Below are 15,170 nucleotides of genomic sequence, written 5' to 3' on the forward strand. Positions count from 1 at the left end.
ACCGCCAAACGGCCCGCCCATGGCCGGATAGTGAGCCCTGCAACTGTGACGACTCTTCCCGAGTCGTCTTTCACTATCAGGGCTGATTATGAATACCGAAAACAAGGACGCAGGCGTCCCGCAACAGGCAAAACCGATCACGCTGGACAATCTGCTGATCAACTTCACGACTGATTTCCAGCGAATCTGGGACAGCAGCGGATCGAAAGCGGCACCCGGGAGCTTTTGGCGCCCGACGCCCTCTCCCGAGATGCTGCCGGGCTACTTTCCTTTAGGCGATGTCGTGGTGGGCAGCCACGACAACATCAACGCAAAACACGTCGTGGCCGTTGTCAGCGAGCGCGAGACCGACCCGACAAAAGCCAAAGCCCTCAGTGCGCCCCTCGACTTTGAACAAGTCTGGAGAGATACCGGCTCGGGCGCCAAAACCAACTGCACGGTCTGGCGACCGCTGCCCCCGGCCGGCTACGTTGCCTTGGGCCAGGTTTGCTCCAGCGGCGACGACAAGCCACTGCTCAGTAGCGTGCGCTGCGTCAGGGCCGACCTGGTGATCGCTTCAACGGTCGGCAATATGCTCTGGAGCGACAAGGGCAGCGGTGCACGGCAGAGTTTCAGTGCCTGGAGCGTCACACCGCCCAGCGCACCGCCGGGAGACATTCACTTCGCGCCGGGCACCTTCATTGCGGCAGACAGCTTCAACCGACCACAGGCCGATGTCAGTGTCTTTGCCTTGCGGATGCAGATCGCGCCGCTGATCAAATCATCGCCAGTGTTGCCGGCGCTCCGCGCAGCGGACGCTCCGCAAACCAACGGAGCGGCCACCCTCGCTCAAGTGGTGGAACTTCCGTGGTTCGTGGTCAAGGATGACCTGTCATCGCTCGAACAATTACGCACCACGCCCTTTTATCGCCTGGAAAGAACCGACCAGTATTATCTGGTCGGGAGCGGACACAACACGGGCGACAAGGCGCGGGCATTCAAGTGGACTGCGCAACGGCTGCAGAATCCGAAGGTGCTGCGCCTGTTCACCCAGGTTACCGCCATCAGTTTTGTGAGCGCCTGGGCAACGAAGGGCGACGTCCATCCGTCACTGCCATTCTCGGCGAGACTCGACAGCCAGTTCACGCACTGCGAAACCTCAACCAGCGGCTGGCTGACACCGTTCATCAGCAACGTCCTCGCCATGGCCGGCAAAGGCAAATTCGTCGCGGCTTATCAGCAGGAGAGTTTCTACGAGCTGCTTCGTGCAGACGGCTCGCAAGCCGGCATCAACCTCGGCTACACCCAGTACGAGAGCCTGGAACTGCTGCAGTATCCGCCGCACGAATGCATCCATGAAGCCGCGGACAAGGCGTTGCCGACAGCTACAGATAGCGCCCCATGATCTCGTCGACCACACCGTCCTTGCGCATCTGATCCAGCGCCGCCTGCAGCCTGGCGACCGTTGCATCCGAAACGTCCTTGTTCAGCGCCAGGTACAACTCGGCGCTGTTGAAGCGCAATACGGTCTTGAGACCGGTGACCCCGTCCTGCCGCGCCAGATAACGTCCGGCAGGATCACCGGTGGCCCACAGGTCGATCTGGCCGTTGACCAGTTTTTTCGCGTTGTCCTGATCGCGCAAAACGACCGAAGGCTTCAAGCCCTGCTTGGCCAGCGTCTCGGCAATCGCATCGCCTTTGTAGGCACCGATCCTGTATTTGCGCGCATCGTTGAGGGTGTCGAGGGTGATTTTGCTGTCGGCCCTGGCCAACATGATCCAGTCGTCCGGACCGATCGGGCCGACCCATTTGAACAGGTTTTCGCGATCCGGCAGGCGCGCCATCACGAAAGCACCGTAACCGGGATTTTCCAGTGCCAGTTTGTAGACCCGCTCCCAGGGAAAGCGCAGCGTCAGGCTGTAGGTGAGCCCGGCGCGCTTGAACATTTCACGCACGATGTCGGCGGCAATGCCGTTGATGTTCTCGCCCTTGGCGAAATTCTTGCCGTCTTTCGCCATGTTGTAGGGCGGAAAGTTTTCGGTGAGGAGCACCAGATCGGTGTCGGGACTGTTTTCGGCCCGCGCCGTGTTGAGCAACAACACAGAAGCACTGGCGAGAACAAGAAGCAGGCGTTTGATCATGTCGGGCTACCGGAATCCATGGCGTGCCCAAGAGTGCCTTGGGTACGCCATGCTGTCCACTGGCCTGTACGGTTTAGCGCATCACAATGCCGCGTTTGGCCATGTACGCTTTCGCTTCCTGCACGGTGTATTCGCCGAAGTGGAAAATACTCGCCGCCAGCACCGCGCTGGCGTGGCCTTCGAGGATGCCGTCGGCCAGATGCTGCAGATTGCCGACGCCGCCGGAAGCGATCACCGGAATGCCCAGCGCATCGCTGATCGCGCGAGTCACGCCAAGGTCGAAGCCGTTTTTCATGCCGTCCTGATCCATGCTGGTCAGCAGGATCTCACCGGCACCCAGGCCTTCCATCTTCTTCGCCCACTCGACTGCATCGAGACCGGTCGGCTTGCGCCCGCCGTGGGTGAAGATTTCCCAGCGCGGGGTTTCTCCCGGGCCGGAAACTTTCTTCGCGTCGATGGCGACGACGATGCACTGCGAGCCGAAATGCTGCGCCGCTTCGCCAACGAACTCCGGGTTAAACACCGCCGCGGTATTGATCGAGACCTTGTCCGCACCGGCATTGAGCAGGTTGCGGATGTCCTGCACGGTGCGCACGCCGCCGCCGACGGTCAGCGGAATGAACACCTGGCTGGCCATGCGCTCGACGGTATGCAGCGTGGTGTCGCGGCCATCGACGCTGGCGGTGATGTCGAGGAAGGTAATCTCGTCGGCACCCTGCTCGTCATAACGACGGGCGATTTCCACCGGGTCGCCGGCATCGCGGATGTTCTCGAACTTCACACCTTTGACGACCCGGCCGTTGTCAACGTCCAGGCAAGGGATGATGCGTTTGGCCAGCGCCATGGTCAGTCCTCAGCCTTGGTACGAATCGCAGAAAGCTTGCGCTTCGGCGACGTCGAGGGTGCCTTCGTAGATCGCCCGGCCAGTGATTGCGCCAATGATGCCCGGCGCCTTGGCGTCGAGCAGCGACTTGATGTCACCCAGATTGTGGATACCGCCGGAGGCAATCACCGGGATCTTCGTCGCAGCAGCCAGCGCAGCGGTGAACGGTACGTTGCAGCCCTGCATCATGCCGTCTTTGGCGATGTCGGTATAAACGATCGAGGACACACCGTCGGCTTCAAACTGCTTGGCCAGGTCGATGACCTGCACGGTGCTGATTTCCGCCCAGCCGTCGGTGGCGACGAACCCGTCTTTGGCATCCAGGCCAACAATGATCTTGCCCGGGAACGCGCGGCAGGCCTCAGCGACGAACGCCGGATCTTTAACGGCTTTGGTGCCGATGATCACGTAGCTCACGCCCGCCTTGACGTAATGCTCGATGGTTTCCAGCGAGCGGATACCGCCGCCGATCTGGATCGGCAGGTTCGGATAGCGCTTGGCGATCGCGGTGACCACTTCACCGTTGACCGGCTGACCTTCGAATGCGCCGTTCAGATCGACCAGATGCAGACGGCGGCAACCGCCCTCCACCCACTTGGCAGCCATGCTCACCGGGTCCTCGGAGAACACTGTGGAATCTTCCATGCGGCCCTGGCGCAGACGTACGCAGGCACCGTCTTTAAGATCGATAGCGGGAATAATCAGCATCTGGCAAACCTTCAAATTTGAATGTTCAGCTTGGCTCGGAAATCAGTTTTTCTCGAGCGCCCACAGGTCGCTTTCGATGCTTTCAAACCGCTCTTTGAGGTGGGTCTGCACATCGAAAATCGCCCTGTTGTAATAGTGCGGAGCAATTTCGCGGGTAAACAGCTCAAGAATTTCCGCCGCCTCGAACGACCCCAGGTCAAGTTCGAACCGATCCTCCATGAACCGCTGGATCTTGCGGTTGGCCTCGCTCTCCTGTTCGGGAGTGAGGGTCAGGATCGGCGGTTTGGACTTCTTGGCGGCCATTTACCAGCGACCGTCCCACGCGGCGAAGTTCTGCAGCAATTGCAGGCCATGGGTATGGCTCTTCTCCGGGTGGAATTGCACGGCGAAACGCGAGCCCTCGGCCAGCGCGGCAGCGAAATCGAGACCGTAATGACCGCTGCCGACTACCTGCCGCGCATTGGCGGCAGCGATGTAGTAGCTGTGCACGAAGTAGAAACGCGCCATGTCCGGAATGTCGTGCCACAGCGGGTGGCTGACCTTCTGCTGCACCTCGTTCCAGCCCATGTGCGGGACTTTCAGATGCTCGCCGTCTTCATGCAGGTCTTTGCCGAAGAACTTCACCGCGCCCGGGAACAGGCCGATGCAGTCGACACCGTCGTTCTCTTCGCTGCTGTCGAGCAGAGCTTGCATGCCGACGCAGATGCCGAGGAACGGACGATCCTGACTGACTTCACGTACCAGCGAATCGAACCCGAGACGACGGATTTCCGCCATGCAGTCGCGAATCGCGCCAACGCCCGGGAATACCACGCGGTCGGCTTCACGGATCACGTCCGCATCGCTGGTGATCAGCACCTTGCCAGCGCCGACGTGCTCGAGGGCCTTGGCCACCGAGTGCAGATTGCCCATGCCGTAGTCGATAACTGCAACCGTCTGCATTACAGAACGCCTTTGGTCGATGGCATTTGCCCGGCCATGCGCTCATCCAGCTCGACGGCCATGCGCAGCGCGCGACCGAATGCCTTGAACACGGTTTCGATCTGGTGGTGGGTGTTGGTGCCGCGCAGGTTGTCAATGTGCAGGCTGACCAGTGCGTGGTTGACGAAGCCCTGGAAGAATTCCTGGAACAGGTCGACGTCGAAGCCGCCCACGGTGGCGCGGGTGTACGGCACGTGCATCTGCAGGCCCGGGCGGCCGGAGAAGTCGATCACCACGCGCGACAGCGCTTCATCGAGCGGCACGTAGGCGTGACCGTAGCGACGGATGCCTTTCTTGTCGCCGATGGCTTTGGCGAAGGCCTGGCCGAGGGTGATACCGACGTCTTCCACGGTATGGTGGTCGTCAATATGCAGATCGCCCTTGCATTCAATATCCAGGTCGATCAACCCGTGACGGGCGATCTGATCCAGCATGTGCTCAAGAAAAGGAACACCGATATCGAATCGGGCCTTTCCGGTGCCATCAAGGTTGATCGAGGCTTTGATCTGGGTTTCCAGAGTGTCGCGCTCGACAGACGCCTTACGTTCGGCCATCACCAGCTCCGCAAAATCATTGGGCGAAAAAGGCAGCCATTATAGGCACGCGGGGCCGAAACAGAAACACGCGACGTGATATGCCTGACGGACAGAAGCCCCGGCTGTCGCGGGTAGACATGTCCATACAAGCCATTACAGCCACCCCGAAAACAAATGTGGGAGCGAGCCTGCTCGCGAATGCGGTGAGTCAGCCAACACTTATGGCAACTGACAGTCCGTCTTCGCGAGCAGGCTCGCTCCCACAGGGGTACTGCGTTTTACCCATTACTTAGTGAAACAGTACCGCCGTCTTCTGCAGGGTCACCCACACACCCCACGCCAACGGAATGCCCACCACCAGCCACGCGGCGATTGCCAGCGGCTTGCTGCCTGGCGCGGCTTTCCACTCCAGCACAGTGCTTGCATCAGCACCTTTGTCGTGGCCCAGCGCCTGTTCGGCGGCCAGTTCGGCGTCGGTCATGAAGTACTTGTCGGCCACCGGACGCACCAGCAGGTTGCAGAGGAAGCCCAGCACCAGCAGGCCGGCGAGGATGTACAGGGTGATGTCGTAAGCAGCCGCGCGTTCAACGCCGATGCTCAACTGATACTCACGCAGGTAGTTCACCAACACCGGACCGAGCACGCCGGCGGCGGCCCAGGCAGTCAGCAGGCGACCGTGGATCGCGCCGACCATTTGCGTACCGAACAGGTCGGCCAGATACGCCGGAACGGTCGCAAAACCACCGCCGTACATCGACAGGATGATGCAGAACGCCGCCACGAACAGCGCAACGTTGCCCAGATGACCCATGTTCGGGATCAGCGCGTACAGGGCGAAACCGAGGGCGAAGAACACGAAGTAAGTGTTTTTGCGACCCAGGTAGTCCGAGAACGAGGCCCAGAAGAAGCGGCCACCGATGTTGAACAGGCTCAGCAGGCCGGTGAAGCCGGCAGCGATCGCGGCAATCGAAGCCAGTTGCCCGGCGTCCAGTTGACCGAACGGCACGTCAACGCCCAGCAGCTTGCCCCCGAACACTTCCTGCAGCAGTGGCGAGGCCATGCCGAGGATGCCGATACCGGCCGACACGTTCAGGCACAGCACCAGCCACACCAGACGGAATTGCGGGGTTTTCCACGCTACATTCACGTGGACGTGACGGTGAGTGATCATCGAGTTCGAGGCTTTTTTCGCCGGAGCGGTCCAGCCTTCAGGCTTCCACCCGGTTGGCGGCACGCGGTAGGCCAACGCGCCACCGATCATGAACACGAAGTAGATCGCGGCCATGGCCACGAAGCTCTGCCAGACGCCGACACCGGCAGGCGAAGCGAAGTGGCTCATCAGCGCAGTCGCCAACGGTGCACCCACCATCGCACCGCCGCCGAAGCCCATGATCGCCATGCCGGTCGCCATGCCGCGCTTGTCCGGGAACCACTTGATCAGGGTCGAGACCGGCGAGATATAGCCCAGGCCCAGACCGATACCGCCGATCACGCCGGAGCCGATCCACATCAGCCAGATCTGGTGGGTATAAATCCCCAGTGCCGAGATCAGCAGACCGCCGCACCAGCACAATGCCGACACAACACCAGCCTTGCGTGGCCCGGCGTGTTCCAGCCAGCCACCCCAGATCGCGGCCGAGCAGCCGAGGAAGATGAAGAACAAGGTGTAGATCCAGCCGAGCATGGAGATCGGCCAGTCGCATTGCGAAGAGAAGACCTGAGCCATGAAGCTCATGTCCGGCGCGCAAGCCACGGGCGCGGTGACGCCCAATGCCTTGGACAGCGGCAGCCAGAACACCGAGAAACCGTAGGCCATGCCGATGCACAGGTGGATGGCCAGAGCGGCCGGTGGAACCAGCCAACGGTTGAAACCGGGCTTGGCGATAATGCGTTCCTTGGACAGGAACGCAGGCTGGTCGGCGCGAAGGCCGTCCGCCGTGATGCTCGTGCTCATTGTGTATCCCCCAATTATTAGTATGGTTCGCCAGCCACTGCTCACCCTCGGCCTTTATGCACGCCGGCATGACCGTTTTTTCGGGTGAAGCTCCTTGAAGGCGCGACGTTAAGTCGCAGAAGGACGGACGAACCGGCGAAGGTTACCATTTGCACGTGACAGAAAAACCAAACTGATATCACCTTTTTCATGTCATCTGATCTCGTCCCCTGCAGGAGCTGCGGAACGCTGCGATCTTTTGATCTGTTTTGAAATCGCCAACATCAAAAGATCGCAGCCTGCGGCAGCTCCTACATAGAGCCTCATAAACGGGAAAATCATGCCTGTCATCGTTCAAATGCTTGAAGACGCCAATTACCAGGATCAACAGGATCTGCAGAAGATCTATCGTGACGCCCCGCCATGGCTGTTCGAGCCGTACTCCGGGGACACCCAGTTGATTGAACGCAGCCTGGCTGACGGCGCTTTGATTACAGGACGTTTCAATGATCGATTGCTCGGCGCGGCGCGCCTGACAAGGCACGACAGCGTCTGGTATCTCTCACATTTATGTGTACGAAAAGTCACTCGGCGCCGTGGAGTAGCCGAGCGGCTGGTGAACCAAGCGCAGAAAATGGCGTCGCAAGCGGGTGCGCAACTGCGCCTGCTGGCACCGGCCGGACACCTTGAAACCCAGGCGCTGGCCACCAAATTGCAAGTGCCGCTGGACGTCATCGCGACATGACAGCGCCCCGAACCGGGCGGATGCAGCGCTATACTCCCCGGCTAAATTACGAATTCGACTAACTACAAGGACTCGCCCATGAAAGCGTTCGGCAAAATCCTGGGTCTGGTACTTCTCGGGCTGTTGCTGATCATTGTGGCGGCGGGCTTCGCCCTGACCCACCTGTTTGATCCCAACGACTACAAAGACGAGATCCGCCAGATAGCCCGCGACAAGGCCCACATCGAGCTGACGCTCAATGGCGATATCGGCTGGAGCCTGTTCCCGTGGCTCGGCCTGGAACTGCATGAAGCCAGCATTGCCACCCTGATCAATCCGACCGAACCGTATGCCGACCTGCAGATGCTCGGCCTGTCTGTGCGCGTGCTGCCGCTGTTGCGCCGCGAAGTGCAGATGAGCGATGTACGTGTCGAAGGCCTGAACCTGCGCCTGAAGCGCGACAAGAACGGCCACGGCAACTGGGAAGACATCGGCAAACTGCCGCCTCCTGCCGTGCCTGCCGGCAGCCCTGCGCCAGCCAGCCCGCCTGTCGCAGAGGCCACCGCCCAGCCGGAAAAACCGCCGCAGCCGATCCGCCTCGACATCGACAGCCTGACCGTCAACAACGCCCGGGTTGAATACAACGATGAACAGACCGGCAAACAGTACAGCGCCGAAAGCATCCAGCTGAGCACCGGTGCGGTACACGACTCGACCAACATTCCGCTGAAAGCCACGGCGTTCCTCAGCACCAATCAGCCTGTGCTGCGCGTGCGTACCGAACTCAATGGCGAGCTGCGCATCGAGCGTGCATTGCAACGCTACAAGTTCGAAGACATGAAGTTGTCCGGCGAGCTGACTGGCGATCCACTGCAGGGCAAGGCCATGACCTTCTCCGCCCAAGGGCAGGTCTTGCTGGACAAGGCAGCGAACGTCGCCGAATGGACCGGGATCAAGATATCTGCCAACCAGTTGCGCGCCTTGGGTGAGCTGAAAGCCAACGACCTCGACAAGACTCCGCAGATCACTGGCGGCATCTCCATCGCCCAGTTCGATCTGGCCAAGTTCGTCGACAGCATCGGCCAGACACTGCCAGCGATGGCGCCTGGCAGCCTGAGCAAGGTCGAGCTGGTCAGCCGCGTGGCCGCCACGCCCAGCAGCGTTGCCTTCGACAATATCAACCTGAAACTCGACGACAGCAGCTTCAGCGGACGCATTGCCGTTGAGGACTTCGCCAAGCAGTCGCTGCGGGCGATCCTCAAGGCTGACACGTTCGACGTCGACCGCTACCTGCCGCCGAAATCGGAAAAAGCCAAAAACGCCACGCAAGTGCGTCAGGCCGAAGTTGCCAGTACCGAAGCCGATGCCATGGCCGGTGCCGGCAGCACACCGCTGCCGGACAAACCGAGTAAAAGCGCCTGGAGCACTGAGCGCCTGTTGCCGGTCGAGCGCCTGGCCAAACTCGACGTTGATGCCGATCTGAGCTTCGGCCAACTGACCCTCGATAAACTGCCGATCCAGAACGCCGCGCTCAAAGCCACCGGCCAGGGCGGCCTGCTGACCCTGGAAAACCTGCGCGGCGGGCTGTACAACGGCGACTTCGAAGCCAAGGGCACCCTCGATGCGCGCCCGAGCGCGCCAGTGTTGAATCTGCAAACCCGGATCAACCGCGTGCCGGTGGAGAAAATCCTCGAAAGCCAGGGCAAGAACCCGCCAGTCAAAGGCCTGGTCACACTGACCAGCAGTCTCACCGGCAGCGGCAACAGCCAGCAGGCGCTGATCGAAACCCTCAATGGCAACGCCAGTTTCGTGATCAACAACGGCGTGCTGCTCAACGCCAACCTTGAACAGCAACTGTGCAAAGGCATCGCCACGCTTAACCGCAAAACCCTCAGCGGCGAGCCGCGGGGCAAGGACACACCGTTCCAGGAACTCAAGGGCAACCTGACCTTGCGCAACGGCGTGGCCAGCAACCCGGACCTGAAGGTGCGCATCCCCGGCATGACCGTCAACGGCGACGGCGACATCGACCTGCGCGTGCTGGGCATGGATTACCGCGTCGGCATCATCGTCGAAGGCGACACCAGCGCGATGCCGGACCCGGCCTGTCAGGTCGGCGAGAAGTTCGTCGGCATCGAGTGGCCGCTGCGCTGCCGTGGTCCGCTGGAGCTGGGCGCCAAGGCCTGCCGTGTGGACAACGAACGTCTCGGCCAGGTCGCGACCAAAATGGCCGGCGACAAACTCAGCGAGAAGATCGATGAAAAACTCGGCGACAAGGTCAGCCCGGAATTGAAAAACGCATTGAAGGGGCTGTTCAAGCGATGAGAGCGGAGCAGTTTTCCACGGCGGTGCTGGAATGGTTCGACCGCCACGGCCGCCACGATTTGCCTTGGCAGCAAGACATCAATCCGTACCGGGTGTGGGTGTCGGAGATCATGTTGCAGCAGACCCAGGTCAGCACCGTGCTCAATTACTTCGACCGCTTCATGACCGCACTGCCGACGGTACAAGCATTGGCCGAAGCGCCGGAGGACGAAGTGCTGCATCTGTGGACGGGGCTGGGTTACTACACCCGCGCGCGCAATTTGCAGAAGACCGCAAAGATCGTCGTCAGCCAGTACGGCGGTGAATTTCCGCGGGACGTCGAAAAGCTCACGGATCTGCCGGGGATCGGCCTGTCCACCGCCGGGGCCATTGCCAGCATCAGCATGGGCCTGCGCGCGCCGATCCTCGATGGCAACGTTAAACGCGTCCTGGCGCGTTTTACTGCGCAAGAGGGTTACCCGGGTGAACCGAAGGTCGCCAAACAGCTGTGGGCCAACGCAGAGCGTTTCACGCCGCATGATCGGGTCAATGCCTACACCCAGGCGATGATGGATCTCGGCGCCACGTTGTGCACGCGCAGCAAACCGAGCTGCCTGCTGTGTCCACTGGAAAAGGGCTGCGAGGCGCACATGCTCGGCCTGGAAACACGCTACCCGATCCCCAAACCGCGCAAAGCGATCCCGCAAAAACGCACGCTGATGCCGATGCTCGCCAATGGCGACGGCGCGATTCTGCTTTATCGCCGCCCCTCCAGCGGTCTGTGGGGCGGTTTGTGGAGCTTGCCGGAACTCGAAGCTCTTGAAGACCTGCAACATCTGGTCGACCAGCACTCGCTGACCATGGGTGAGCAGCAGGCACTGCCAAGCCTCGTTCACACCTTCAGTCACTTCCAGCTGTCCATCGAACCCTGGCTGGTTCAGGTACAGGACGCCACCCATCACGTGGCCGAGGCCGACTGGCTCTGGTATAACCTCGCCACCCCGCCGCGCCTGGGCCTTGCCGCCCCGGTCAAAACCTTGCTCGAGCGCGCGGCCGCCGTATTGAACGCAGGAGAGTCGTCATGACCCGCACCATCATGTGCCGCAAGTACAAAGAAGAATTGCCCGCGCTGGAACGCGCTCCTTTCCCGGGCGCCAAAGGTCAGGACATTTTTGACCACGTCTCGGCCAAGGCCTGGGCTGACTGGCAGAAACACCAGACCCTGCTGATCAACGAAAAGCGCCTGAACATGATGAATGCCGAAGACCGCAAATATCTTCAGGGCGAAATGGACAAGTACTTCTCCGGCGAGGAATACGCCAAGGCCGAAGGTTACGTTCCGCCTGCAGAGTAAACCTGCAAAATCGGGGGTCGGATCGTAAGCGACGGAATTAATTTAAGAAATTTTAAAAAAGTCGTTGACGTAAATCCGAAAAACCCTTTTAATGCGCCCCGTTGCCCAGATAGCTCAGTCGGTAGAGCAGGGGATTGAAAATCCCCGTGTCGGCGGTTCGATTCCGTCTCTGGGCACCAAATACCGAAAACCCTGAATCGCAAGATTCAGGGTTTTTTTATGCCTGCGATTTGATGGCGGCTCATTTCATCCTTTTTTCTGGGCTGCGCAAATGCGCGACGGGTTTCGAACAAAGGCGATCCGCGCTACTTTGGCCGCACCTTATGGAAGAGGGTCATCCGCTCGATGAACCAGAAAAGAACCCGCGTGCCCCTGCCCCATCCACCACCCTATCGCCAGAGCCGGATTGCATTCTGGCTGATGATACTGGTCGGCATACTGATCGCCTTCCTCATCGCCGCGTCGACTTATCTGATCATCCACAGTTTGATGAGCGGCTCCCTCACCACCTGGAACCGATCCGGCCCACGCCATACCTACACCCTGGCGCAGCAACCCCGAATGTTCTGGTTCGAGATCATGTCGCAGTGCGTCGGCACTCTGTTCCTGATAGCCGTCGGCTGGATTGGATTGTGGATTCACCGAATGGCGCGCGAGCCCGGTGACAAGCAGAAGGCCAAGCGCACGCGGCAGTGACACTTTCAGAAAATGCCGGAGCGGTCCAACACATCAGGCGCGGGACTGTACCGCGCCTGATGTGTTGCCAGTGCATCATCCATTGACCACCTCAACTCCAGTGAAACACCAGATTGCGCGCCGTGCCGCTGCCAACGTCAGTCACGTCGCGCCGCTCCTGGCCATTGAGCGTGGCCCGCACAATGTATTTGCCTGGCGGCAACTGCACATACACCAGCGGCCCTGCCTGATTGAGGGTCAGCACGGTTTGTCCTGAGGCTTTTTCAATCGTCACGTCGACGTTGGCGGCGTACTCGTTTTGCATGCCGACCGAGTAGGTCATATGAAGGTTGTAGCCGGGGGTTTGCTGAATGGCTTTTGACTCGTCCAGGCCGATCCCGCCGGACAGGTAGTTGATGCCGTTTTGCTGTTGTTGCTGGACTTGCACACCGGCACTGTCGATCGGGTCGAGATTGGCCGCCTGCAACATCGCCGGAAAAGCCAATGCAGCCACCGCCGCGATGGGCAGCAGGAATGAAAGAACGCGTTTCATGATGACAACTCCCGGGCTCTTGTAGAGCCCAACCGTTACTCCTTATTTGATCCGGCCAAGGAAGCACGTGTTTTAGAATGATTGGCACTTGGCCAGGGTGCGAAAGGGACTAATTCGAGACGCACTGCGGCTCGAATTTACAGAGTCGCTAACCTTCAATCCGGAGCGCACTGCGTTCCGAGTGATTGCGCAGGCCGGCGTTGAAGCTCATTCTCGATCCGTCTTCGCCAAGGCCAGGTCCATATGAATTCACGCAGTCCCGCGTTTACGCCCGACACAGCAACCGTGAGCGAACCTTTCAAAGAAGCTGCCGCCGATGGCTTTATGCTCGGCGGCTTCACCTGGCGTCACGCCCTGCCCGATGCGCAACGCCCGGTAGTCATCATCAACGCCGCCACCTCGGTACGCTGCCGACACTATTCACGCTTCGCCGATTACCTGGTCGACAACGGCTTCGACGTGATCACCTACGACTACCGAGGCATCGGCGAGTCGCGTCCGGCAACCCTGAGAGGCCTTGAGGCTTCATGGACCGACTGGGGCGCGCTGGATTTCGAGGCGATGCTCAAACGCGCGCAACGGGAATTTCCCGGCCAGCCAATCGATGTGGTCGGCCATAGCTTCGGCGGTTGCGCGGCGGGACTGGGCGAGTCCGGGCAGGTCATTCGTCGGCTGGTGACGGTCGGCGCGCAGTTCGCTTACTGGCGCGACTATGCGCCGGCACAGCGCTGGCGCATGTTTGGTAAATGGCATTTGCTGATGCCAATGCTGACGCGCCTCTGTGGCTATTTCCCGGGCAAACGCCTCGGCTGGCTGGAGGACACACCAGCAGGCGTCGTACGTGACTGGAGCACGCCTGCCGCGCGCTACGAGCAGCGTCCGAGCGGCCGCCGACTGCTGAAGACAACCGGCCACCTGCCCTTCGCCAACGTCCGCGCACAGACCTTGGCGATCAGCATCAGCGACGACCCGTACGGCACCGTCCCCGCCATCGAACGCCTGCTCGACTACTTCAGCCATGCGCACAAAACCCACTTGCGCATCGAGCCGCAGGACATCGGCGAACAGCAAGTCGGACATTTCGCCTTTTTTCGTAGCGCATACCAAGCCACACTATGGCCCATCGCTCTGACCTGGCTGCAAACCGGCGAACTGCCCCCCGACACACCCGGGCGGACAGTGCCGCGCAGCTGAGCCCTTCCCACGCACGACGGAACACACCATGGCCTCCGCCAACAAGCAGCAAAAACGCGCCGCCCGGGCCAAAACCAAGGCCAAGCAGAACCGCACCAAACGCGCCGAGGCGCCGCTCGAACTGGACCCGAACGATGACCGTATCGACTTCGAGTCGGTGGACCTGACCGAGCTGTTCAAGAAAATGATCGACGCCGAGAAGATCAGCCAGCAAGCCATGTGCAGCGCATTCCTCGAAGACCCGCTGCTGGAGCTGGTCTACGAGCAGGAAGGCGAAGAAGGCGCGATGGATTTCATCCTCGCCGCGCTGATCGAGTATCGCCAGTGGTCGCAAGAAACCGACGAAGCCGGCGCCCTGGCGTGGATCGAATCCCCGGCCTTCCAGGCCGACTATGTGGCGGCGTCCGACGCGATCGCCGCACACACCCAACAGAAGAACTGAGTTCCCATGGCATCCCTGAACAAGCAACAGAAACGCGCCAAACGCGCCAAGGCCAAAGCCAAGCACATCCGCATGGTCGGCCGTAAGCCGCTGGACCAGGACGACAACCTCGGGCATCTGGACGAGCCGATCCCGGAATACACCCTGGCGATGTTCAGCAAAATGCGCGACGCCGAAGCCGTCAGTCGCAACGAAATGCTGCTGACCCTGCTGCGCGAACTGGCGTTCATCATCGTTGACCATCCAGAACTGCTGGACATGGAAAACGCCGAGAACGAAGGCATGGCCGCCACTCACCTAGCCGCCGACATGCTGATCGACTACCGCATGTGGGCCGACGGCATGGACATCGAAACCGCCCAGGCCTGGCTGACCGAGCCACAGTTCATCACCGATTTCGGGATTGCGCTGGATACTTACGGCAAGTCGCTGGAGGACAGCGCCCCCAAAGCCGAGTAACTTTTTGCACCTGACATTCACGCACGGTCAAAAAAGGAGGTCAGGTGAAGAAGACAGCATGCAAGGACGGACAATTGCCGAAATCAGAAGACTCAGCTGCGCCCCTCCAAAGCAAAACCGTTAAAACTCCCAAGGAAACAACTTGGGATAAATGGTTCGACGAAGAGAAAGGCAGCTCAGACTTTATGCTCTTGCGAGAACAAAGCTGATTACGGATATGTGGCGATGTTTCGCCACCTGCAGCACAAACAAAAACGGCCGCTCGTCATCACTGACAGCGGCCGTTTTGCATTACGCGTTGCGG

General features: G+C 60.3%; 18 protein-coding genes and 1 tRNA gene. 11 read left to right on the forward strand and 8 right to left on the reverse strand.

The genetic code is table 11. From position 1 onward, the window contains the following. The first annotated feature begins 88 nt into the window (after positions 1-88). Positions 89-1,384, forward strand: a complete 1,296-nt coding sequence (locus AB1J88_RS19000; protein WP_430291721.1) for a Vps62-related protein — start codon at positions 89-91, stop codon at positions 1,382-1,384. Here the strand turns inward: AB1J88_RS19000 and AB1J88_RS19005 are convergent. The 7 genes from AB1J88_RS19005 to AB1J88_RS19035 form a co-directional block, all read right to left on the reverse strand. After that, complete coding sequence (locus AB1J88_RS19005; RefSeq protein WP_430291722.1) at positions 1,365-2,120, reverse strand: substrate-binding periplasmic protein; 756 nt, start codon at positions 2,118-2,120, stop codon at positions 1,365-1,367. The genes AB1J88_RS19000 and AB1J88_RS19005 overlap by 20 nt on opposite strands. Positions 2,121-2,193: 73 nt before the next feature. Beyond that, positions 2,194-2,964, reverse strand: a complete 771-nt coding sequence (gene hisF / locus AB1J88_RS19010; protein ID WP_007909211.1) for an imidazole glycerol phosphate synthase subunit HisF — start codon at positions 2,962-2,964, stop codon at positions 2,194-2,196. Positions 2,965-2,973: 9 nt separating this feature from the next. Continuing rightward, the gene (hisA, locus tag AB1J88_RS19015; protein ID WP_115988409.1) at positions 2,974-3,711 is read right to left on the reverse strand and encodes a 1-(5-phosphoribosyl)-5-[(5-phosphoribosylamino)methylideneamino]imidazole-4-carboxamide isomerase; all 738 of its coding nucleotides are present in this window, start codon (positions 3,709-3,711) and stop codon (positions 2,974-2,976) included. Between the two features lie 42 nt (positions 3,712-3,753). After that, positions 3,754-4,014, reverse strand: coding sequence for a DUF2164 domain-containing protein (locus AB1J88_RS19020; RefSeq protein ID WP_007952545.1), 261 nt, complete (start codon positions 4,012-4,014; stop codon positions 3,754-3,756). Further along, positions 4,015-4,653: an imidazole glycerol phosphate synthase subunit HisH gene (hisH, locus tag AB1J88_RS19025; protein WP_108181408.1), complete on the reverse strand. Its 639-nt coding sequence runs from the start codon at positions 4,651-4,653 to the stop codon at positions 4,015-4,017. After that, positions 4,653-5,246, reverse strand: a complete 594-nt coding sequence (gene hisB / locus AB1J88_RS19030) for an imidazoleglycerol-phosphate dehydratase HisB (protein WP_007909204.1) — start codon at positions 5,244-5,246, stop codon at positions 4,653-4,655. Before hisB ends, hisH begins: the two co-directional genes overlap by 1 nt. A 271-nt stretch (positions 5,247-5,517) precedes the next feature. After that, positions 5,518-7,182, reverse strand: coding sequence for an OFA family MFS transporter (locus AB1J88_RS19035; protein WP_041071385.1), 1,665 nt, complete (start codon positions 7,180-7,182; stop codon positions 5,518-5,520). Between the two features lie 319 nt (positions 7,183-7,501). Here AB1J88_RS19035 and AB1J88_RS19040 point away from each other — a divergent pair, with 319 nt between their 5' ends. The 6 genes from AB1J88_RS19040 to AB1J88_RS19065 all read left to right on the forward strand — a co-directional run bounded on the left by AB1J88_RS19040 (position 7,502) and on the right by AB1J88_RS19065 (position 12,239). Further along, entirely contained in the window at positions 7,502-7,906 is a 405-nt protein-coding gene (locus AB1J88_RS19040) for an acetyl-CoA sensor PanZ family protein (RefSeq protein ID WP_430291725.1), read from the forward strand. Positions 7,907-7,984: 78 nt separating this feature from the next. After that, positions 7,985-10,210, forward strand: a complete 2,226-nt coding sequence (locus tag AB1J88_RS19045) for an AsmA family protein (RefSeq protein WP_430291726.1) — start codon at positions 7,985-7,987, stop codon at positions 10,208-10,210. Further along, positions 10,207-11,274, forward strand: a complete 1,068-nt coding sequence (gene mutY / locus AB1J88_RS19050) for an A/G-specific adenine glycosylase (protein WP_430291728.1) — start codon at positions 10,207-10,209, stop codon at positions 11,272-11,274. The genes AB1J88_RS19045 and mutY overlap by 4 nt, the downstream gene beginning before the upstream one ends. Then, complete coding sequence (locus AB1J88_RS19055) at positions 11,271-11,543, forward strand: oxidative damage protection protein (RefSeq protein WP_008024947.1); 273 nt, start codon at positions 11,271-11,273, stop codon at positions 11,541-11,543. The genes mutY and AB1J88_RS19055 overlap by 4 nt, the downstream gene beginning before the upstream one ends. A gap of 103 nt (positions 11,544-11,646) precedes the next feature. Next, positions 11,647-11,722, forward strand: a tRNA-Phe gene (locus tag AB1J88_RS19060). A gap of 166 nt (positions 11,723-11,888) precedes the next feature. Beyond that, on the forward strand, positions 11,889-12,239 hold the full coding sequence (locus AB1J88_RS19065) for a hypothetical protein (RefSeq protein WP_430291729.1): 351 nt from the start codon (positions 11,889-11,891) through the stop codon (positions 12,237-12,239). Between the two features lie 91 nt (positions 12,240-12,330). Here the strand turns inward: AB1J88_RS19065 and AB1J88_RS19070 are convergent, their stop codons facing one another. Continuing rightward, positions 12,331-12,771, reverse strand: coding sequence for a carboxypeptidase regulatory-like domain-containing protein (locus AB1J88_RS19070; protein ID WP_430291731.1), 441 nt, complete (start codon positions 12,769-12,771; stop codon positions 12,331-12,333). A gap of 243 nt (positions 12,772-13,014) precedes the next feature. Between AB1J88_RS19070 and AB1J88_RS19075 the strand changes: the two genes are divergently transcribed. From AB1J88_RS19075 to AB1J88_RS19090, 4 genes are read left to right on the forward strand one after another with little or no spacing between them, the layout of a single operon-like run. Further along, a complete protein-coding gene (locus AB1J88_RS19075) occupies positions 13,015-13,965 on the forward strand; it encodes an alpha/beta hydrolase family protein (protein WP_430291733.1) in 951 nt (316 codons plus the stop codon). A gap of 28 nt (positions 13,966-13,993) precedes the next feature. Then, positions 13,994-14,407, forward strand: a complete 414-nt coding sequence (locus AB1J88_RS19080) for a hypothetical protein (protein ID WP_041071360.1) — start codon at positions 13,994-13,996, stop codon at positions 14,405-14,407. Positions 14,408-14,413: 6 nt separating this feature from the next. Beyond that, positions 14,414-14,866, forward strand: coding sequence for a hypothetical protein (locus tag AB1J88_RS19085; RefSeq protein WP_003220723.1), 453 nt, complete (start codon positions 14,414-14,416; stop codon positions 14,864-14,866). Positions 14,867-14,910: 44 nt separating this feature from the next. Continuing rightward, the gene (locus tag AB1J88_RS19090) at positions 14,911-15,075 is read left to right on the forward strand and encodes a hypothetical protein (protein ID WP_430291735.1); all 165 of its coding nucleotides are present in this window, start codon (positions 14,911-14,913) and stop codon (positions 15,073-15,075) included. Positions 15,076-15,170: the final 95 nt, after the last annotated feature.

Source organism: Pseudomonas sp. S8, from assembly GCF_050473925.1.
Classification (GTDB): Bacteria; Pseudomonadota; Gammaproteobacteria; order Pseudomonadales; family Pseudomonadaceae; genus Aquipseudomonas; species Aquipseudomonas parakoreensis.

Coding starts and splice junctions, on each gene's coding strand:
- mutY (WP_430291728.1), top strand. CDS start 10,207: ATGAGAGCGGAGCAGTTTTCCACGGCGGTGCTGGAATGGTTCGACCGC.
- hisA (WP_115988409.1), bottom strand. CDS start 3,711: ATGCTGATTATTCCCGCTATCGATCTTAAAGACGGTGCCTGCGTACGT.
- hisH (WP_108181408.1), bottom strand. CDS start 4,653: ATGCAGACGGTTGCAGTTATCGACTACGGCATGGGCAATCTGCACTCG.
- AB1J88_RS19065 (WP_430291729.1), top strand. CDS start 11,889: ATGAACCAGAAAAGAACCCGCGTGCCCCTGCCCCATCCACCACCCTAT.
- AB1J88_RS19000 (WP_430291721.1), top strand. CDS start 89: ATGAATACCGAAAACAAGGACGCAGGCGTCCCGCAACAGGCAAAACCG.
- AB1J88_RS19070 (WP_430291731.1), bottom strand. CDS start 12,771: ATGAAACGCGTTCTTTCATTCCTGCTGCCCATCGCGGCGGTGGCTGCA.
- hisB (WP_007909204.1), bottom strand. CDS start 5,246: ATGGCCGAACGTAAGGCGTCTGTCGAGCGCGACACTCTGGAAACCCAG.
- AB1J88_RS19075 (WP_430291733.1), top strand. CDS start 13,015: ATGAATTCACGCAGTCCCGCGTTTACGCCCGACACAGCAACCGTGAGC.
- AB1J88_RS19085 (WP_003220723.1), top strand. CDS start 14,414: ATGGCATCCCTGAACAAGCAACAGAAACGCGCCAAACGCGCCAAGGCC.
- AB1J88_RS19005 (WP_430291722.1), bottom strand. CDS start 2,120: ATGATCAAACGCCTGCTTCTTGTTCTCGCCAGTGCTTCTGTGTTGTTG.
- AB1J88_RS19055 (WP_008024947.1), top strand. CDS start 11,271: ATGACCCGCACCATCATGTGCCGCAAGTACAAAGAAGAATTGCCCGCG.
- AB1J88_RS19035 (WP_041071385.1), bottom strand. CDS start 7,182: ATGAGCACGAGCATCACGGCGGACGGCCTTCGCGCCGACCAGCCTGCG.
- AB1J88_RS19020 (WP_007952545.1), bottom strand. CDS start 4,014: ATGGCCGCCAAGAAGTCCAAACCGCCGATCCTGACCCTCACTCCCGAA.
- AB1J88_RS19045 (WP_430291726.1), top strand. CDS start 7,985: ATGAAAGCGTTCGGCAAAATCCTGGGTCTGGTACTTCTCGGGCTGTTG.
- AB1J88_RS19040 (WP_430291725.1), top strand. CDS start 7,502: ATGCCTGTCATCGTTCAAATGCTTGAAGACGCCAATTACCAGGATCAA.
- hisF (WP_007909211.1), bottom strand. CDS start 2,964: ATGGCGCTGGCCAAACGCATCATCCCTTGCCTGGACGTTGACAACGGC.
- AB1J88_RS19080 (WP_041071360.1), top strand. CDS start 13,994: ATGGCCTCCGCCAACAAGCAGCAAAAACGCGCCGCCCGGGCCAAAACC.